This is a genomic window from Chryseobacterium sp. HNCC26DJ241 (assembly GCF_057180505.1).
This window is the reverse complement of sequence record NZ_JBXUGL010000001.1, coordinates 515046-534315: the sequence shown is the minus strand read 5'-3', so window position 1 is coordinate 534315 and position 19270 is coordinate 515046. Positions and strand designations below refer to the sequence as shown.

General features: G+C 33.3%; 17 protein-coding genes. 12 read left to right on the top strand and 5 right to left on the bottom strand.

Going from position 1 to position 19270, the window contains the following annotated elements; genetic code table 11:
* Positions 1-42 precede the first annotated feature (42 nt).
* The 5 genes from AC2A1C_RS02460 (at position 43) to AC2A1C_RS02440 (ending at position 3115) form a co-directional block, all read left to right on the top strand.
* Complete coding sequence (locus AC2A1C_RS02460; RefSeq protein WP_484023114.1) at positions 43-576, top strand: GNAT family N-acetyltransferase; 534 nt, start codon at positions 43-45, stop codon at positions 574-576.
* A gap of 19 nt (positions 577-595) precedes the next feature.
* On the top strand, positions 596-1384 hold the full coding sequence (gene nadE, locus AC2A1C_RS02455; protein WP_484023113.1) for an NAD(+) synthase: 789 nt from the start codon (positions 596-598) through the stop codon (positions 1382-1384).
* 47 nt (positions 1385-1431) lie between these two features.
* Complete coding sequence (locus AC2A1C_RS02450; protein ID WP_484023111.1) at positions 1432-1953, top strand: ribonuclease domain-containing protein; 522 nt, start codon at positions 1432-1434, stop codon at positions 1951-1953.
* Between the two features lie 4 nt (positions 1954-1957).
* Positions 1958-2599, top strand: a complete 642-nt coding sequence (locus AC2A1C_RS02445) for a matrixin family metalloprotease (RefSeq protein ID WP_484023110.1) — start codon at positions 1958-1960, stop codon at positions 2597-2599.
* 225 nt (positions 2600-2824) lie between these two features.
* Positions 2825-3115: a barstar family protein gene (locus tag AC2A1C_RS02440; protein ID WP_484023109.1), complete on the top strand. Its 291-nt coding sequence runs from the start codon at positions 2825-2827 to the stop codon at positions 3113-3115.
* 61 nt (positions 3116-3176) lie between these two features.
* On the opposite strand, the gene AC2A1C_RS02435 is transcribed toward AC2A1C_RS02440, so the two are convergent.
* Both AC2A1C_RS02435 and AC2A1C_RS02430 read right to left on the bottom strand, forming a co-directional pair.
* Positions 3177-4619 (bottom strand): hypothetical protein, encoded by a 1443-nt coding sequence (locus AC2A1C_RS02435; protein ID WP_484023107.1) that lies wholly within the window; start codon positions 4617-4619, stop codon positions 3177-3179.
* Between the two features lie 33 nt (positions 4620-4652).
* Positions 4653-7451, bottom strand: a complete 2799-nt coding sequence (locus AC2A1C_RS02430) for a TonB-dependent receptor domain-containing protein (protein ID WP_484023105.1) — start codon at positions 7449-7451, stop codon at positions 4653-4655.
* 186 nt (positions 7452-7637) lie between these two features.
* On the opposite strand from AC2A1C_RS02430, the gene AC2A1C_RS02425 reads away from it, so the two are divergent.
* The 5 genes from AC2A1C_RS02425 (at position 7638) to AC2A1C_RS02405 (ending at position 12434) form a co-directional block, all read left to right on the top strand.
* Positions 7638-8315 carry a response regulator transcription factor gene (locus tag AC2A1C_RS02425; RefSeq protein WP_484023103.1) on the top strand — a complete coding sequence of 226 codons (678 nt, stop codon included), beginning with the start codon at positions 7638-7640 and terminating at the stop codon, positions 8313-8315.
* Between the two features lie 10 nt (positions 8316-8325).
* Positions 8326-9354, top strand: coding sequence for a sensor histidine kinase (locus AC2A1C_RS02420; RefSeq protein WP_484023101.1), 1029 nt, complete (start codon positions 8326-8328; stop codon positions 9352-9354).
* Between the two features lie 120 nt (positions 9355-9474).
* Positions 9475-10065: an IS1096 element passenger TnpR family protein gene (locus AC2A1C_RS02415; RefSeq protein ID WP_484023159.1), complete on the top strand. Its 591-nt coding sequence runs from the start codon at positions 9475-9477 to the stop codon at positions 10063-10065.
* A gap of 90 nt (positions 10066-10155) precedes the next feature.
* Positions 10156-11505, top strand: a complete 1350-nt coding sequence (locus tag AC2A1C_RS02410) for an alpha-amylase family glycosyl hydrolase (RefSeq protein WP_484023099.1) — start codon at positions 10156-10158, stop codon at positions 11503-11505.
* 110 nt (positions 11506-11615) lie between these two features.
* Positions 11616-12434, top strand: a complete 819-nt coding sequence (locus tag AC2A1C_RS02405) for a T9SS type A sorting domain-containing protein (protein ID WP_484023098.1) — start codon at positions 11616-11618, stop codon at positions 12432-12434.
* 58 nt (positions 12435-12492) lie between these two features.
* Here the strand turns inward: AC2A1C_RS02405 and AC2A1C_RS02400 are convergent, their stop codons facing one another.
* Entirely contained in the window at positions 12493-13617 is a 1125-nt protein-coding gene (locus AC2A1C_RS02400) for a hypothetical protein (protein ID WP_484023096.1), read from the bottom strand.
* Positions 13618-13648: 31 nt separating this feature from the next.
* Positions 13649-16420 carry an aminopeptidase gene (locus AC2A1C_RS02395; RefSeq protein WP_484023094.1) on the bottom strand — a complete coding sequence of 924 codons (2772 nt, stop codon included), beginning with the start codon at positions 16418-16420 and terminating at the stop codon, positions 13649-13651.
* A gap of 141 nt (positions 16421-16561) precedes the next feature.
* Between AC2A1C_RS02395 and AC2A1C_RS02390 the strand changes: the two genes are divergently transcribed.
* On the top strand, positions 16562-17425 hold the full coding sequence (locus AC2A1C_RS02390) for a DUF4846 domain-containing protein (RefSeq protein WP_484023092.1): 864 nt from the start codon (positions 16562-16564) through the stop codon (positions 17423-17425).
* A 113-nt stretch (positions 17426-17538) separates the two neighbouring features.
* The gene (locus AC2A1C_RS02385) at positions 17539-17727 is read left to right on the top strand and encodes a hypothetical protein (protein WP_484023091.1); all 189 of its coding nucleotides are present in this window, start codon (positions 17539-17541) and stop codon (positions 17725-17727) included.
* 67 nt (positions 17728-17794) lie between these two features.
* Here the strand turns inward: AC2A1C_RS02385 and pyrF are convergent, their stop codons facing one another.
* A complete protein-coding gene (gene pyrF, locus AC2A1C_RS02380; protein WP_484023090.1) occupies positions 17795-19162 on the bottom strand; it encodes an orotidine-5'-phosphate decarboxylase in 1368 nt (455 codons plus the stop codon).
* Positions 19163-19270 lie beyond the last annotated feature (108 nt).

The following is a 19270-nucleotide window of genomic DNA, read 5'->3' as shown; positions in this document are numbered from 1 at the left end:
TTTTACAACGAATTTAGATGCACAAAAATACAAATTTTAATCATGTTGAAACCTATAGAAACGCTAAGATTACTATTAAGACCTTTAGAAAAAAATGATGCGGAAAGACTTTTTCTTTTAGATAAAAATCCTGATGTAGTGCGCTATGTTGGTGTAAAGCCTGTTTCCGAACTATCGGAATCCAAAGAAATTATTGAAAAAATTCAAAATCAATATACAGAAAACGGAATAGGAAGATTTGCAGTAATAGAAAAAGAAAGCAATCTTCTGATCGGTTGGAGCGGACTGAAACTTCTTACGGACGAAATTAACGGTTACAAAAATATCTACGATTTAGGCTATCGTTTTCTTCCCGAATTTTGGGGGAAAGGATATGCAACCGAATCTTCAAAAGCGTTTTTGGATTTAGGATTTAATGAAATGAATCTGGATGTTATTTATGCTCATGCTCATTCCGAAAATAATGCCTCTAATCATACGTTGCGAAAACTCGGCTTCCAAAAAACCGGAGATTTTGTAGAACCGGACGGAATTTGTTTTTGGTATGAACTGAAAAAAGAAAATTATAAAAATTAAATATTGAAAATATAGTATTATGCAAACTGAAAAAATTGTAAATCATATTGTAAGCTGGCTGAAAGATTATGCTCACAAAGCAAATGTAAAAGGATATGTAGTTGGAGTTTCCGGAGGTGTGGATTCCGGAGTGGTTTCTACACTTTGTGCAATGACGGGACTTAAAGTATTGGTTTTGGAGATGCCGATTCGTCAAAAAATGGATCAGGTAGATCGAGCTCAGGAACATATCGAATTTTTAAAAAATAAATTCCCGAATGTAGAAGGTTTTACTGTGAATCTTACTCCTGCTTTTGAAGAACTTCACAATGTACTGAATGTACACGATGATCTTTATCCAAATGAAAAACTGGCTTTTGCTAATACACGTTCCCGTTTAAGAATGCTTACATTGTACTATTATGGACAAATTAATGGACTTCTAGTTTGTGGAACAGGGAATAAAGTGGAAGATTTCGGAATTGGGTTTTATACGAAATATGGTGATGGAGGTGTAGATGTATCGCCAATTGCAGATCTATACAAAACAGAAGTGTATGAATTGGCAAGATTTCTCAATTTGCCAGAAAGCATAAAAAATGCAATTCCTACTGACGGACTCTGGGATGTAGACAGAACCGATGAGCAGCAAATTGGAGCGACTTATCCGGAATTGGAAAAAATTCAGAAAGAATACGGAACAAAACCCGTTGATGAATATGAGGGACGCGAAAAAGAGGTTTTCCTTATTTTTGACCGTATGCACAAAGCAGCACAACATAAAATGAATCCAATTCCTGTTTGTGATATTCTGGAAGAATGGAGATAATTCTGTAGGAACATGCCAAAAAGGCATGTTCAATAAAATGAAAAATCATGAATCAAAAAACAAAAACATTTTTAATATTCACTGTAGGTGCGTTGGCAGGATTTTTTGCCATGTATCTTTTCAGTAATTATAAAATTGAAAAGAAGAATCCGGAAAAAAACTCTTCACAAATTAACACCAGTAAAAATTCTGACGAAGTAAAAAGTTTAGGTCTTCCCGAAAATCTCGAAACTCCAAAAGGAAATATAGATGAACTTACGAATGAAAATATTGTCGTCGAATATGTAAAAGAGCATCACGAACTTCCGGAATATTACATTACAAAATCTGAAGCAAAACAGCAAGGTTGGAACCCTTCTGAAGGAAATCTTTGTGAAGTCTTGCCCGGAAAAGCAATTGGTGGAGATAGATTCAGTAATCGTGAAAAACAGCTTCCAAAAGGCAATCAATATTACGAAGCAGACGTGAATTATAATTGTGGAAACCGTAACGCAGATCGAATTGTTTTTACCAAAAACGGAGAAGTTTGGCTTACAAAAAATCATTATAAAACTTTTGAAAAACAGTAAAACAATGACAGGCTGTGAACATTCATCTGTAAATTTTGTTCGGCTAAACAGAATTTTTCTTCTCCTATTTTGCTTGTTTCTTTTGAATTGCAAGGATAGTTCTTCACAGAAGCAAAGTATTGAAAATCCTTTGGTCATTCAGATCCAGCCGTTTTCAGATATGAAGAATAAAGAAACGCATTTAATTTTTGAAAAAATAAAGGAAGTTTATCCACATGTTGAAATCCTTGCTCCAATTGATCTTCCAGAAAGTACCTATTACAAACCACGAAACCGTTACAGAGCAGATTCTATCATAAAATTTTTAGATTCCGAAACTCAAAATGGATTCGTGAAAATCGGACTTACAACAAAAGACATCAGTGCAACAAAGGGAAAAAACCCGGATTTTGGAATTATGGGACTTGGTTATCGTCCCGGAAAAGCATGTGTGGCTTCCAATTTTAGGTTGAATTCAAATAATAAAAATTCACAGTTTTATAAAATTGCTATACATGAACTTGGACATACACAAGGTTTGAAACATTGTCCGGAGAAAACCTGTTTTATGAGAGATGCGGAAGGTGGAAATCCTACCGATGAAGAAAAAGATTTTTGTAAAAAATGCAAAAATTATCTGAAAGCTAAACATTGGAAATTCAGTTGAAATAATCATGAATCATGAATTATGAATTATGAATTATGAATCATGAATTATGAATTATGAATTATGAATTATGAATTATGAATTATGAATTATGAATTATGAATTATGAATTATGAATTATGAATTATGAATTATGAATTATTTTACTGATAAACAACCATCAACTATCAACTAACAACCAACAACCAACAACGAACAACGAACAACTAACAACCATCAACCACAATGAAAGAAATATATATTGATTTTACGGACATTGGAGATTATGAAGATTTCTATTCTCAATTAAAGGAAAAATTGACTCTGCAGGAATTTTTTGGAGACAATTTGGATGCACTTTATGATAGCATTACAGGTTTTGCAGAACTTCCTCTTCACATAGAATTTGTAAATATGAGTGTAGAACAACTGGAAATTTTTGAAGATTTGCTTACTACTCTTGAAGATGCAGAAGATGAAACGGAAGGTTTTTCATTTTCATATTATTTGGAACAATACGAAGACGATGAAGAATAAAAAAAGCTGTTTCAAAATTGATAACAGCTTTATTGAAAAAAATTAATTTGAAAAAAAATTTCTAAAGATTCCAGTTGGTCCAACCTGCGTACCAAAAATCGGTAGAATTTTTTACAGCACCTCTATATTCAACCTGTGTGAATCCGGATAATTTGGGATGTGTAAACGAAGCACCCATCAATAAAGGAGACCCTGTATTTGGAGAAAAATTAGGTGTAGTTCCTGAAGGCGGCCATGCAGTAGCTCCTACATTAATTTTCAGATCCGAAGAATAAGCATATACAGAATTGCTATAAGAGGCCGTATTGAACCAATTTTCTACATTAGACGTATTCCAACCTGTTGGTGTAGAAGCTGATGCTGCATATTTGAAATTCGCGGTATTACCTGCAAGTATATTATTTTGGAAAAATAAGGTTGGATTGGTAGTGGTAATATTGTTATCGGTTGGTGTGCCTTTGGAAGCATCTATAAACAAACCTACCGGAAAGCCTATAAATACAGAATTGAATACAGAAATGGAAGAATTTCTTCTGATTTGAAGGGCATTTTGAAACAAAGTATTGATGGTAGCAGCATTACTATTTGTAGAAGAGTTTTGGATAGGTCCTAGTACCGTAATATTGGAAAAAACAGCTGAGGTTTTTGGTGTGAGTGAAGAACCATTGGCATCATTATCCGATTCAAAAGCATTGGATCCGGAAACATCTGCAACAGAGGGGTCTCTCACGATAATTCCAAATTGTATATTTCCGGAAAATCCGTTGTCGGTATCAAAGTCATCATCAAGACCTTTATAAGCAATAAGATGTTTGCAGTTTACAGTTCCTCCGAACCACTCAAAACTATCATCGTTTGCATAGGCAACTTCTACATAATCTATCGTTGTACCATTACCTACACCGCCAAATGTGAGCCCGTTGATTTCTTTATCCGGTAAAAAAGCATATCCAGCGTACTCAATTCTTACATATTTTAGAACTCCACTGTTATCAGCAGGATCAGTTCCTCCGTAAAGTCCGTTTCCATCCGAGTCGTTGATTCCACCTTCAATCTCTCCAACTCCGGCTTGTCCGTTATAAGAAGCATTGGTTGGCGCTTTTCCGAGAAGTACAATTCCTGACCAATCTCCTCTTTTTGGATTTCCTTTTTCTGAGGTGAATATAATTGGCGAAGAAGCTGTACCTTCTGCCATAATTTTGGATCCTCTCGTAATCACAAGTCCTCCGTTTTTGTCGGCTTCTCCTACAATTTTTGTTCCGGGCTCAATGGTTAGAGTTGCTCCATTAGTAACATAAACCAAACCTCTTAATTTGTAAATATAGTTTGCTTTAAGCGTTCTGTTGGTAGTGATTTTTCCTGTAAGGATAACGTTTTCCGTAGTTTCTCCGTTTCCGTTAGTATTATTTACAATGGTTTCTCCATCTTCTTCAATTTTTCTGCAAGAATTTGCAGTAGTAAGAAGTCCTACCAATAAGGAATAAAAAACAATTTTTAGTTTCATATTATGTATTATTTATAAATTTTTCCGAAAAAATTAGAAGCTGTAGCTTATAATCAGATTAATATTTGTGCCGGTAAGTCTTTCTATAGCAATGGCATCTTTGCTATCGTATTTTTTATTGTTGTTCAGATCGTGATAATATTTGGCTTTTTGATTCAGAATATCGGAAACATTTAGTTTCAGTTCTCCTTTGTTTTTCAATATTTTTTTAGCGATTTGATAATCTAAAAGAGGACGTGGATTTTCCCAAATAGGGGGAACTTGATCGTTTCCTACATAAAGAATTCTTCTCCCAATCACATTGAACAATATAGTAGAAGATATGCCGTATTTTTCGGAATCGTACTGCAAGTTCAGGTTAAGAGTATAAGGAGACTGACCTTGCATTGGGCGGTCTACATTGGTTTCTTTATCGGTTACTTTATTTTTTATAAGCGAAATATTACCCCCGAAAGTAAAATTTTTAAATACGTTTGTAAAATCTAATTTTTTTCTGAACTCCAATTCGATTCCGTAAGCATTGGCTTTGTCTACATTCAGATAATTGAATGTATTGCTGGTTCCTACTCCCGATTGGTTGAAGTATAATTCGATCGGGTTTTTAAAATTTTTATAAAATCCGGCTACGGAAAGTATCTCTCCCACACTCGGATAATACTCCCACCGTATATCTCCACTGGAAATTTTGGTTCTTTGGAGGTTTTTGTTTCCTATGACAGTAGCACCAAGATCAAAATCATAATAAGCCAAAGGAGAAAGCTCTCGAAATTCTGGTCTCACAACAGTTTGCGAACCTGCCAAACGAAGATTCATTTTATTGTTCAACTTGAAGGTGATGTTCAATGCGGGCATAAAATCTGTCACTTCTGAATTTACAAATCTAGGATCACTTTTTTTTGTACTACCCACTAATTGATCAAAATTTTCTACTCTCAATCCCCAAACAGTTCTCATCCAAGAGGTGAAATTATTATCAAACTGAATATATCCGGCATTCAGAATGGTATTTGCAATATATCTGTATTGGTTTCCTGCTATTTCATCAAACTCAAAAAGGTTTCCCGTCGTTCCGAAATTTTCATGATTAAAAATGTTTTCAAAAGATTGTGTCAGGATATTTTGGTTATAATTTTCCAACTTTACGGAGAAAGGCCTTGAATTATAAATTCTATCCTTTACTTGAAAAAGATAACCTCCCTTTATCGTTTGTTTTTTTCCGAAAAGGGTAAATGTTTTAGAGATATCACCACCTGCATTATATAAATAATCACTAAGTGTAGAATAGAAAAAACTTCCTGATTTTTGGGAAAGTCCATTAGAAATCAATGCAATATAGGGACTTCCGGTAATAGTAGATTGCTGATTGTACTGCAAACGCTGCAACATCGGAATATATTGATCCAGAATTCCGAAACTTCCGTACCAGTTTATATTCAACCCTCCCAACCAATTTGTTTTATGATTACCATTGAGGGTAGAATTATAAAAAGTTGTTTGTTTGAAACCTAATTCTCGTGCCATGATATTGGTTCCGTTTTCCGGATCAAATTCAAAATCTTTTCCTGTACGTATAGAAACATGGCTTACAGCATTATTGGTAATAATATTTTTCAAGGAGATTTTGTTGTTTGCATTCAGTTTCAAAGCGAGATTCAGCAATCCTCCCAATACAATATCGTTGTTGTATCTCTCCGTAAAATAATCGAAATTAACGTCCGCCTGCTCTCCGTTGATGGTAAAAAATCGGTTTTTGTTTTCAATTCTTCTCTTATTGTTGCTGTAATTGAGAACCGCAATTACACCAAGATCTTTTCCAAATAATTTAGTATTGAACCCACCATCCAACTGCAAGCTTACATTTTCCGGATAGCCAATAGTACCATATCCGAAGTTTTTAAGATATTTTTTTCCAAAATCAGTCTTTTCTTGATCTGTAAGTAAACTGAACTGGTTTCTTGCAGGAAATCCGGCCGGAAGTTTTCTATATCCGTCATCAATCCCTATGAAATCTAGATTGCCGCCATTGTTGGTATAAAATTCTTTATTAATGGTTTGTAAATTGGCACCAACACCCACCTGCAAATTAAAAAATCTATTGGTGGGAATGTCTTTAGTATTTATCTGAATAAGACCACCTCCCCATTCTCCGGTATATTCCGGAATGAATGTTTTATTGATGATCAAGGTTTCAATTACATTTGCAGGGAAAAGATCAAAAGAAAAAGTTTTTTTGTCGGGTTCCGTACTGGATAGTTGGATTCCGTTCAGCATAGCCTGATTATATCGGTCAGAAAGTCCTCTTACTACAATATATTTTCCTTCAAATAAACTCACCCCCGAAACTCTTTTCAGTACTTCTCCCGTATTTCTGTCCGGACTTTTCTTGATGGCTTCCGTTCCTATTACTTGCGAAACTACAGCCGAATTTTTCTGCAAATTGATAGTGGAAGCTATGCTTTCCTTCTTTGCACTGGATTTTATAACAACAGCATCAATATCCGAAATTTTCTCGGCTTTTGAAGATTTGCTAAGCAGAATATCAAGATAAGTATTTTCATTAGGTTTTACAGATATTTCAGTAATTTCTTTTTGGGTATATCCATTATAAGAAATTATTGCGTTATAGCTATTTCCGGACTCTAAAGAAATTTTGTAATATCCCGAAATATCGGTTTGCGCTTCTTTGTCATTCACTTTTACAATTGCACCTTGCACAGGAGAGTTGTCTCTATCATCCAAAACACGACCTTCCAAAAATTGATTTTGAGAAAAAATATATCCAAAAAACAGTAAACAGAATACAATAAAACTTTTGTTTAGTAGCATGTTCATAGAAATAATTTGTGCAAAGAAAGAATTTTCAAAGGGCTTATTTGGTTTATAATTTTTTAATTAATATTTAAATTTTTTTTAAGAAATTGGATGTAATATTAATTTTATGTAAATACTGTCTTCCTTAAAGAATGGTATCTTGTTTTTGAGTAAATTTGAAAGCTAAAGAAGAATAAAATTGTAAAAATGAACTCAAAAAAAATCCTCCTGATTGATGATGAACAAGATATTCTCGAAATACTTTCGTATAATCTGGAAAAGGAAGGATATGAAGTTCATATAGCCGATAATGGAGTAGAAGGTATTGAAAAAGCAAAAGAAATTATTCCAGATCTTATCCTTTTGGATGTAATGATGCCGGAAAAAGACGGAATTGAAACATGTCAGGATTTACGAAAAATTAAAAAATTGCAACGTACACTCATTGTTTTCCTTTCGGCAAGAGGAGAAGAGTTTTCACAATTAGCAGGATATCAGGCTGGTGCTAATGATTATGTAGTAAAAGTGATTAAACCTAAAGTTTTAATTTCTAAAGTAAATGCACTTTTACATCTAGCTTCTTTTAACGATGAAAGTCCAAAAAATTTGAATATCGGAGATCTTGTTATAGATAAAGATAATTTCAGGGTTTCTAAAAACGGGCAGGTTTTTCTTCTTCCCAAAAAGGAATTTGATCTTCTGTATCTTTTGGCTTCCAATACGGATAAAGTTTTCAAAAGAGAAGAAATTCTGGAAAAAGTTTGGGGAAATGACGTGGTAGTAGGAGAAAGAACTATTGATGTACATATCCGAAGATTACGGGAAAAATTGGGAGATCAATCCATTCAAACATTAAAGGGAATCGGATATAAATTGTTAGTTTAGATTTTCAGGAATGAAACTGAATCGCCTTTCATTTATCTCAGCTTTATTAATGACAGTAGCCATTGCAGTAATAGTAATGGTTTTTGATTATGCAAATCGGTTGGATAATCATTCCATTAATTTCACTATTCTTTTCGCCATCAGTATTCTACTGATTTTTATTACCACTTATATCGGAATCGAAATTCTTTTCAGATTTTATGGAAAGAGACAAATTCGTAAAATGGCAGACAAACTTCCGGATGAGATTTTTAAAGACAACCAAAATATAGGTTTTAAAGAATTTTCCGAAAAAATATTTGTTCTCCGTCAGAAAAACGAATCCGAAATGGATATGATGAAGGAAATGGAAGATTACCGGAAAGAATACATCGGAAATATATCGCATGAATTGAAAACGCCACTTTTTTCCATTCAGGGATATGTAGAAACGCTTCGTGACGGAGCTGTAGAAAATTTAAATATCCGGAACAAATATCTGGAAAGAATCGGTATTTCTGTGGAAAGACTGATTGCTATTGTCAATGATTTAGACATGATCAACCGTTTGGAAGCGGGAGAAATTAATCTCAATTTATCGGAATTTGATATTAATACACTTGTTCGAGAAGTTTTTGATTTGCTGGATCTTGATGCTGAAAAGAAAAATGCATCACTGAAACTACAGACTTCTCAAAACCAGATTTTTGTGAGGGCAGATAAACAAAAAATTTCGCAGGTATTGATTAATCTTGTTTCTAATGCTATTCATTATGCTAATAGACAGGAAGCCAGAATTTTAGTAAAAACCACTATTTCCGAGAATAAGGTTTTAATAGAAGTTGAAGACAACGGAATGGGGATAAAACCCGAAATTCTTCCCAGAATTTTTGAACGTTTTTATAGGGTGGAAACCAGCAGAAACCGTAAAGATGGAGGTTCCGGATTAGGACTTGCCATCGTGAAACACATTCTTGAAGCACACGGAGAAAATATTAGAGTGGAAAGCGAATATCTGGAAGGTACAAAATTTAGTTTTCTTTTGGATAAAGCGAGATAAGAACAGCCCTAAAATTTAGAAAAAACTTTTTTTAAAAAAATAGCTAAAAAATTTTTTGGTCATTTTTCATTTGTTTTATATTTGCACAGAAATCAGTCTACAAAAGTAATCAGTAATTATATGGTATATAAGATCCGTGTCATATTGGATACAAAAGAAGATATTTTCAGAGATATCGAAATAAAAGCAAAACAAACACTTTGGAATTTGCATCTGGGGATTAAAAGTGCGTTCAGTCTTCAAGGAGATGAGCTTTCTGCATTCAATCTTTTAGAGGAAGATGGTACAATTGTAAAATCAGTTCCTTTAGAAGATATGAGCGACGATGGAGATGGCGAAATAATGTCTGATATCTATATAGATGAAGCATTTGCATCAAAAGAAAGTAAAGCACAATTTCAATATGGTCTTTTGGATTTGTGGGAGTTTTTCTGTGAACTTGTGGAAATTATTGATGAAAAACCTGCTGTAAATTATCCGATTACAGTTTACAGATTCGGAAATGTTCCTTTGAAAGCACCCGGAAAGAACTCTGGCTCATCTAAAAAAGCAGCGATGCCTTTGATGGATTTGGATTTTAACGATGATTTTTCAGAATTTGAATCAGCAGGAAATTTTGCAGATGAGGATGATGAAAATTTTGATGACGAAGAAGAAGACTACAATGATAATGATGATTTCTTCGATGAAGAAGATTCCGAAGAAGCATAAAAATAAACAAGAACCTGAATTTTTCAGGTTTTTTTTATGGCTTCACTTTTTTGAATCCAATTTTATTACTTTTGTGTAAATTTTTTTCAAATGAAAAAACATATTCTTTTAGCCATCATAGGTTTAGGGATCATTTCCTGCACCAATAGAAAAAATTTAACAAATATGGACAAACCTGAAGTGTGGAAACATACCACCAATATTTATGAAGTAAATGTAAGACAATATACCAAAGAAGGAACTTTTAAAGCATTTGAAAAAGAGTTGCCCCGATTAAAAGCTATGGGTGTGGAAACAATTTGGTTTATGCCGATCACGCCAATTGCTCAGCAAAATAAAAAAGGAAGTTTGGGAAGTCCTTATGCTGCATACGACTATACTGCTATTAATCCGGAATTTGGAACAATGCAGGACTTCAAAGACTTGGTAGATGCAGCTCATAAGCTAGGGTTGAAAGTAATCATCGATTGGGTGGCTAATCATACCGGTTGGGATCATGTATGGACCAAATCGCATCCGGAATATTATTTACATGATTCGGATGGGCGGTTTCATATAGCTTCCGGTATGGATGATATTATAGAATTGGACTATAAAAATCAGGAAATGAGACTGGCAATGATTGATGCCATGAAATTTTGGGTACAAGAAACAAATATTGATGGTTTCCGATGCGATCTTGCAAGCTGGGTGGAAGTAGATTTTTGGAAACAGGCAAGACCTGAAGTGGAAAAAGTAAAACCGCTTTTCTGGCTTGGAGAATTTGATGAACTGGAAACTCCGGAATATGGGAAAGTTTTTGATGCAAGCTATTCTTGGACTTGGATGCACAAAACGGAGGATTATTACAAAAAAAATCTTCCTCTTCAGGAGCTTAAAGATTTGCTTTTCAAATATTCTTCTATTGGAGATAATTCCATGAGAGCTTGGTTTACGGCCAATCACGATGAAAACTCCTGGAACGGAACCGAATATGAAAAATACGGAGCAATTGCAAAACCACTTGCTGTATTTTCGATTACATGGAATGGAGTTCCTCTCATGTATTCCGGACAGGAATTACCAAATATGAAACGTCTTGAGTTTTTTGAAAAAGATCCGATTAATTGGAATGGTACTTATCAGTTAGCAGATTTTTACAAAACATTATTAGAATTAAAATCAACAAACCCTGCTTTAAAGGGAGGAGATTCTGCTGTTACTACTTATATTTTAAATACTACTGCGAATGATAAAATATTGGCGTATGTGCGAAAAAATGGAAAAGATGAGGTATTGGTCATTCTTAATATGTCTAAAGAAGATGTAAATTTTAGCTTACAAGATGAAAATGTTTTGGGAACTTTTGTTAATATATTTGATGAGTCTCGTCTCAATATTGATGAAAAGCGTGATTTTCAATTGAAAAAAGCAGGTTATTTGGTGCTTTCCAAAAAATAGTTTTTAAACGAAAGTTTAATAATATGTTAAATAATAGATATAGTTTTTTTGTGATTTATTATTTTTTGTAATTTAGCCGCAACAAAAAAGTATAAAAAAAATTTTTTAAAATGAAAAAAATCTTTACTATTTTAAGTATTTCTGCTGCAATTTCAATGTCTGCGCAAACAGTTTTAACACAGTGGAATTTCGATGCTAGTTCTAATGCCGCAACTACGGGAACAGGTACTGCATCAATATTAACAGCTACAGGTACACCTTCTTTCCCTGCTGGAAATCCTAGTACAGGAAAAGCTTGGAGCACTTCAGGATTTCCTGCACAAGGTAGTGGTTCCGGAACGGCTGGATTTTCTTTTGCTACAAGTACAGTAGGAAGTTCTACTATATCTGTTTCTATTGATATTGCCGGCTCTAATACAGCTTCTAAATACTATCAAATGCAATATACTACTAACGGTACTACTTGGAATAATGTAGGTTCTGTTACTGCAATTGGTCAGACTGCAGCTCCTGCAGCTTGGGTTACAATGAGTGCTAACCTTCCTGCAAATGCTGGAAACAGTGCTAACTTTGCTTTTAGAGTTGTTTCTGTATTTGATCCTGCTAACGGAGCAACTTATACTCCAATAGGTGCAGCAAGTACTTATGCGGTAACTGGAACAACAAGAGTTGATAATGTAACTATTTATAGTGGTACATTAGCAGTATCAGACATTACTAAATCTAAATCCACTCTTGTTAAAAATACAATAGTAGATAATACATTAGTATTTGGTACTAATGCAGATGTTAAAATTTACAATACAAATGGACAATTGGTAAAATCTGCATCAGTAAAAGAAAATTCTTCTTTAGATATTTCTGCATTTCCAAAAGGAGTATATATAGTAAACGGAGCAGGTGCTTCTCAGAAAATTATCAAAAAATAATTTTATTGAAATTAAAAAATATATAAAAGCCGCTTTTTTAGCGGCTTTTATATTTGAACTAGTTCAAAGAATTCTTACTAATTAGCTCTTTTTTTCTATAAGGGTTAAATATTAAAATAAACATTGCAATCAGATAGGGAACAAAAAATCTGGTTTCGCCAGAAGCAGGGAAAAATGCAAACTTAATATACAAACTTAAAAACATTAAAACAATCAATAGAAAATTCTCTTTTTTAAGCCTTTTGTGATAATAAAGAAAATAAGAGACCAAGACTAATACAATACTTGCAAGAGTGAACTTTTTGAAGTGTAGTAAATTATTAAATAATACTGAAAAATAAATATCCTTATTAAACAAAACTTTCTCTTTTTCAATATCCAATCTTCGATGTACAAATGAATCATAAAATACATCTGACCAGCTTGGATATCCATAAAGATGAAGTATTAAAAAATATACACCCAACACTATTGAGATTGATAGTAAAAACTGATAGAAAGGTATTGGTTTGGTGAAAAAAGTAAAAGTCAAAAAAGGTATTGCAAACGTCAGATAATCGGGTCTTGTCAATATAATCAGTAATACTATGACAAACTGGAAAATGAAACTATAATTTTTGACATAAGCATAAAGCAAATAAACAAAAATTGCTACAGCCATTGCATCAGGAGATGCTATTCTGGCAATATGAGAAAGAGGTGAGAATAATAACAGAGAAAGAGTAAGCAAATACGAAATCCAGAAATTTAATTTACAATACCGATTAAAAATAATAAAAATAAAAAGACCGGTTAGAAAAGCACAAATCATATTCAGTAGATATATACTTTTTATGATATCTTTTGTTATTATGTTTACAAAAAATAGCATATCTACATACATTTCTTTTATTTCGTAATACTTTAGTTGTTGGATAAAAGCATTACTGTTTTTGTAGATGTATCTCCGAAATTTTATGGGTTCTTGGTTTCCGGAAAGATTCAGATAATCTTTTTGGGGAATATCGTTCCGAATAATCTCGTAGGTTTCGGAATGTATTGCGGATTCAGGTACATTATTTTTTTTCAAAACACAACCTACATAGGCAATCATATCCCAACCGTATATTTTAGTAAGATAAAAAGAATAGGAAACTAAAAATAAACTGATGATAATGATGCTTTGTTTATAGATTGGTTTCATAAAAATGATAATCAGTCAATTTCTAAAATTTTTAAAAAACACCTCTCCTGAAATAATTGGAAATCGCACCTAAATTTAGAACCAACGTAAAACGTATCCTTCGTCCATAATCTTTGAATGAAGGCTCAAAACCTAAAGAAGACTGAATAGGGAAGTACAATTCCAGAAAATCCGGAATTACGGCCAGTTTTATTCCGCTATCCCAAATAAATTTCGGATCGCTATATTTGTTTTTATAGATTCCCGCATCTGCATAAATATTGAACCATTTCCAGATATTAGAATCCATATTAATTGCACCGATCCACTGATTTACAAAAGGAGCAACATACGATTTAAAACCTCCATCAGCAATTACCAACTGTTGGGAAAATATTCCGGAAGTTGCACTTTGTCCTATCAATCCATACGAAAAAGAGTAGTTGGAAACACGGGCAACCCCAAAATCAAAGAAATTGTTTTGAGTCTTATTGCTCAAAAAATATCCGCCAAAAAACCTAAGGCTAATCTTTTTATTTTTTGCATACTCGTATCGGTAAAAGACTTCTGCCGAAATTTTTTGGAAATCTTCCATCCACTGTAGTCCGCCACCAATATAACTTTCATGGATTAATCTTTGATCTATATAGTTGTAGTTCAGATTCCAAAGATTATATTTTCCATATTCTTTCTTTAGGATCATTTCCGGATTCAAATCTTTTTCATAATAACTATAAGAAAAACCTAATGAACGGTTGATGTCGCTTCTCGGATTTTTAGTAAAATTAATGTTTGCATACGTTGTAAGCCTTTTGTATGTCAAATCAAAATCATAATGAAAATAAGAGCCGGAAACTCCTAACTGCAAAAATCTGAAAAAAGATTCCGGTGGCATAAATGTATAGGAAACACCTCCGGTACCCGTTATTGTCTGAGTTCCGGTACTGTAATACGGTGTTACAGAATAGGCAAATTTTCTCTGAAAAAATGCAGTATTTTTAAAATTCAAGCCTAAAAGAAGTTTATCGTAAGCATTGAAATTAAATTTTGGACTCAGGTAGATCTCATTATATTCGGGATTGGGAATATCGCGGAAAAGTTTGAATTTTATTTTTTTTGCATTGGCAAAAAGTCCGGTTGTATACAGATAATTATCCCGAAAATTACTTTCAGGGAAGGTATAATCCTTATTTAACAAAATTTTGGAAGCGTTGGATTGCGGTATATTGTATGCAACGGGAGTTTCAGAATTATTAGTATCAAACCAAAATGTTTTGATGTCTCCGTTTTTTTCTTCAGTTTCTATTTTGAAAGGTATTTTTTCGGGAGTGTTTTTAGATATATTAATTTCAAAATCATCCCCAATTTTTTTATACTTTTTTAATTTGAAATTCAATCTTTGCTTTTTCGATATATAGGTATCGAAAAAATCGGAAGAATATTGAGAAGAAACAGCTAATTTATCAAGAAAATCAGACGTTTCCACTCTTTTATTACCCATTTCTTCCAAATATTTTTTGAGGAAATCTTCAAAACTCTGACTTCCCATTTTTTCAGAAATGAAATTGAAAAGCATTCCAGTTTCAAAATTGCTGATTACAGTTTTATTAAAATTGCTCAGTTTTCTGTAAGGCTCGTTTATTTTTTGATCAAAATTTTGGCTTTCAATATATTGATAGCCCAAACCATAGCGTTCCGAAAGATTCACTTTTGAGGCATAAAACCATTTTAAAGGTTTAATTCCGAAAATTTTTACTTGTTCCGGAAGATCTCCCAAAAGTTTTCTTTTTTCGTAAAACTGGTGGATGTATTGAATTTCCAAATACGTCTTTAAACCATTAACCAGCCAATGATCTTCATTTTTTTCATAGGCGATATTTTGATTCAGAACTTTTTTAGAAACCATTCCGAAATAATCCAAGTCCGCATTTTCTGCATCAGAAAATAATTTGTAATGGAATTTCCAAAAATTAATGTCATTATTCCCTATAAAATTTTCTTCCTTCTTAAATTTTTCGCTAAAAAATATTTTTTGAGGAAGAAGTCCTGTTTTACTTTCAATAAATTTAAGATGGAGTGGTAGGTAAAATTCAAGGTTTTCCTTTTCTTTTTCATTCAACTCATATCCGAAATCTACCCGAATATTTTTATCGTTTACGTTTATTTCTGTCGAAGGGAAATCTTTTTCTGAGATCAAAAATTCGGGATCTGTTTTTAAAGTACCTTCAAAATAATGAGGATATTTTTCCGGTAGATTACTCTTGGAATAATAACCAACAGGAACTTCCAGAATGACTTTCCAAAAAGTATTATAGTTCTGTATCTCTTCGATATTGATATAATGTTTTTCGGATTGTTTTTCTGTCTCAAAACTATCGGGAGCAAGGAAAAAGTATTTCAGATTGATTTTATTTTCAGAAATTCCGTAAGCCGTAAATTTTGCAGAAGGCAGTTTTAGCTTATAGTCTAACGTTATTTTTATAGTTTTACCTTTTTCTAAAGGATGAGAAAGCGGTAGGTAAATGTTTTCCCGTTCGGTATCCAAATCTAAAATAGGGGAATTTTCTATCTTAGCATTAAGATCACTCAAACTTCCAAGTTCTTCTGGTTTTGCAAAATAAAGATCTTTTTTACGGTCTTCTATCTGACGGAAAAGGAGAGGTGTTTTGCGCTTTTTATACGCTGCAATCCAGTTGAGAAGTTTTATTTTATTTATATCTTGTTCCAGCGGATTGTGATACGCAATTTCTTGATGTACAGAGATATACTTTTTATCTTCAGAGACTTTTGCCTGAATGAAAATACTGTCCTGTTGTGCATTCATTTTTGCAAAACAGAAAAAAATGGTGAGAAATAATAAGCTCTTCTTCATATTGAACAACCAAATATATTAATTAACTATTGAATATGATTTGGTTTATTCATATTTAATACATTAATTTTGAATAAATTTAAATTTTTGAGGTTGGCGACAAAAATATCAGCTTTTATTTTTCTCATTTTTTTTTCTTTTTCTTTTTCTCAGATTATAGAAGAAACTACGGAAGGCTTGGATGTAGATTATAATAAAGCAACAGTAAAAGCCAGATTTGTTCCACCAGCCGGATATTCTTGGGTGAAGGAAGAAGAGGGTTCTTTTGGCGATTTTCTTTCAAATTTTCCTTTATATCCGGAAGATTTTCCGATTCGTGATTACGAGCTTGTTCCTGTAGAATATCAGAAGCATCGCGCCGCTACATTAAAAATTGATGTAGGTGGAAAAGATCTGCAGCAGTGCGCCGATTCTTGGATGCGTCTTTATGCAGAATATCTTTGGGCGGAGAAAGAGTATGATAAAATCAGCTTTCAGCTTACCAGCAGACAAACAATTTCTTGGAACGATTACAAAAAAGGAGAACGTGCATCCGAAGTAGGAAACAAGGTGAAGTTTTATTCCACAAATAAATATGATGATTCTTACGCAAATTTTAGAAATTATCTGAATTTGGTGTTCAATTATGCAGGAACTATTTCTTTGGACCGGGAATCTTTTGCCATTACCCAGAATGAGGATATAAAAACGGGAGATTTTCTCATCACTCCGGGAAGTCCGGGACATTCGGTTTTTATTGTAGGAATTTCTAAAAATAAAGAGGGAAAAAAGCTCTATCTTTTAGCCGAAAGTTATATGCCTGCACAAGATATCCACATTATAAAAAATCCTTTCAACAAAAAAATTTCGCCTTGGTACGAGCTGGATGTGAAAGCGCCTATTACCAAAACAGCGATGTACACTTTCAAACCTACTTTGGTAAAGAGATTTTACAGTTTATTTGAGGATCAGAAATAACCTGAAAAGAGTTGGAATATTTCAAAATAATAGAGCTAAAAATGTCCAACAAATAGGGGCATTTACAAAAATGCAAAAATGTAGAACGGTAAAAATGCAGAAAGTCGGGAAGTTTGCAAGTCCGCAGAAATCGGAAAGACGGAAATTCAGAAAAACAACCCTTCGACTCCGCTCAGGGTGACAATGTGGAAATGCAAAAGTGTAGAACAGTAAAAAGCAGAAAGTCAGGAGGTCTGCAAAAGTCAGAAAGTCGGGAAAACGGAAATTCAAAAAATCAAAAAGACAGAAATTCAGAAAAATAGAAATTCAGAAAAAGAAAAAGTTCCTCATCAAAAAAAAGATATTTCAATAAACCCGTATAAAATTACTTTAATTACCATCTAAACTTTCCAAATACGCATTCCAACCAACAATTTTATAGTTTGATGCAAATTTTTCAGAATCTTGGGAAGCGTAAATTCCTCTTCCTACGATTATAAAATCGGTTTTCAGATTTTTAAAAACATGTTCCGGAGTATTGTATTGTTGCCCTTTTCCATCGCCTTTGTCATCCAGATTTACACCAGGTGTAAAAAGTAAAAGTTCTTCCGAAATTTGTTTTTGGGAAACCCCGCCAATTACATTCGGATGCGAAAGTGCTATTTTTTGAGCTTCCTCAAAATAATGATTATCGGTTAATGTTCCTTTAGAAGACATGCTGAGAATAGCAACTACACCTACATTTTTGAAACAGTCAAGAGAAGCGTATCCGCCAATTACCTGTGAGGTTACAAAATCTGCCCAGTCGGAAATTTTGTAAATTCCAAAAGAAAACTGTAATTCCTGAGTGTTTCCAATGTCGGCAAATTTGCGGTCTTCCATCAAGAGAAAATGGTGTTTTGAAGCAATTTCTTTTAAAGGAAGTATGGTTTTTTCGTAGTTGAAATCGGTAATGATGTCAATATGGGTTTTCAAGGCTACGATATGGGAGCCTACTTTTTCTGCAAGATCCAAAAGCTCTTGTGTTGTGGTAACATCGGCGGAAGCAATAAGATTAGATTTTTTTTCAATGGCAATTTTCAGAAGTTTTTTAGAAACGGAATGTTCAGCTTTTTCCAGTTTTTGTTCGTAGGAAAGTCTTTTTGTTTCTTCAAATTTTATCACATTTCCGGCAAGAAAATCGTTGATTCTTTCCACTTCATCAATAGTAAGATGATTTTCTTCTTCGAGAAGTTTTACAATTTCGGAAATTTTAAAAAGAGTATGTACACGATAGCCTTTGCTTTCCAGAAGTTCTTTTCCACCTTGTTCTCTATCCAAAACCACTACAATATCAGAGACCGAAATGCCTTCGTTTTCAATTTCAGGAATGGTTTCCAAAAGAGATTTTCCGGACGTGATAACATCTTCTACCAAAAGGCAATTTTGTCCTTTTTTAAAAATTCCTTCAATCAATTTTTTTGTACCGTATTCTTTTGCTTCTTTTCTTTTGATAATTAGCGGGATGTAGCTTTCCAGAGACATTGCGGTTGCCATTGGAAGCGCAGCATAAGGAACTCCGCAAATCAGATCAAAATTATCCAATGGCAACATTTCGAGAAGGTAATCGGCAAGATTTTTCAGGATTTTAGGCTCGGATGCAAGTGGACGAAGATCTACATAAAATGGGCTTTCGATGCCACTTTTAAGGGTAAATCGTCCAAATTTTATAATCCCAAGTTTATAACACTCTAAAAAAAAATCTTTTTTGCTTTCCATTTACTTTTTACGATTTCTACAAATTTACATGGAAAAAATGGAATCTAAACAGATTTCATCTATAAAAAAGGTTATAAAACTTAAATTAATCAATTCAAGTTTTCATTA

Excerpts from the sequence above, each read along its gene's own strand:
- AC2A1C_RS02450 (WP_484023111.1), top strand. The coding sequence starts at position 1,432 with ATGAATCAAAAAACAAAAACATTTTTAATATTCACTGTAGGTGCGTTG.
- AC2A1C_RS02395 (WP_484023094.1), bottom strand. The coding sequence starts at position 16,420 with ATGAATGCACAACAGGACAGTATTTTCATTCAGGCAAAAGTCTCTGAA.
- AC2A1C_RS02420 (WP_484023101.1), top strand. The coding sequence starts at position 8,326 with ATGAAACTGAATCGCCTTTCATTTATCTCAGCTTTATTAATGACAGTA.
- AC2A1C_RS02460 (WP_484023114.1), top strand. The coding sequence starts at position 43 with ATGTTGAAACCTATAGAAACGCTAAGATTACTATTAAGACCTTTAGAA.
- AC2A1C_RS02435 (WP_484023107.1), bottom strand. The coding sequence starts at position 4,619 with ATGAAACTAAAAATTGTTTTTTATTCCTTATTGGTAGGACTTCTTACT.
- AC2A1C_RS02400 (WP_484023096.1), bottom strand. The coding sequence starts at position 13,617 with ATGAAACCAATCTATAAACAAAGCATCATTATCATCAGTTTATTTTTA.
- AC2A1C_RS02425 (WP_484023103.1), top strand. The coding sequence starts at position 7,638 with ATGAACTCAAAAAAAATCCTCCTGATTGATGATGAACAAGATATTCTC.
- AC2A1C_RS02430 (WP_484023105.1), bottom strand. The coding sequence starts at position 7,451 with ATGAACATGCTACTAAACAAAAGTTTTATTGTATTCTGTTTACTGTTT.
- pyrF (WP_484023090.1), bottom strand. The coding sequence starts at position 19,162 with ATGGAAAGCAAAAAAGATTTTTTTTTAGAGTGTTATAAACTTGGGATT.
- nadE (WP_484023113.1), top strand. The coding sequence starts at position 596 with ATGCAAACTGAAAAAATTGTAAATCATATTGTAAGCTGGCTGAAAGAT.
- AC2A1C_RS02415 (WP_484023159.1), top strand. The coding sequence starts at position 9,475 with ATGGTATATAAGATCCGTGTCATATTGGATACAAAAGAAGATATTTTC.
- AC2A1C_RS02445 (WP_484023110.1), top strand. The coding sequence starts at position 1,958 with ATGACAGGCTGTGAACATTCATCTGTAAATTTTGTTCGGCTAAACAGA.
- AC2A1C_RS02410 (WP_484023099.1), top strand. The coding sequence starts at position 10,156 with ATGAAAAAACATATTCTTTTAGCCATCATAGGTTTAGGGATCATTTCC.
- AC2A1C_RS02405 (WP_484023098.1), top strand. The coding sequence starts at position 11,616 with ATGAAAAAAATCTTTACTATTTTAAGTATTTCTGCTGCAATTTCAATG.
- AC2A1C_RS02440 (WP_484023109.1), top strand. The coding sequence starts at position 2,825 with ATGAAAGAAATATATATTGATTTTACGGACATTGGAGATTATGAAGAT.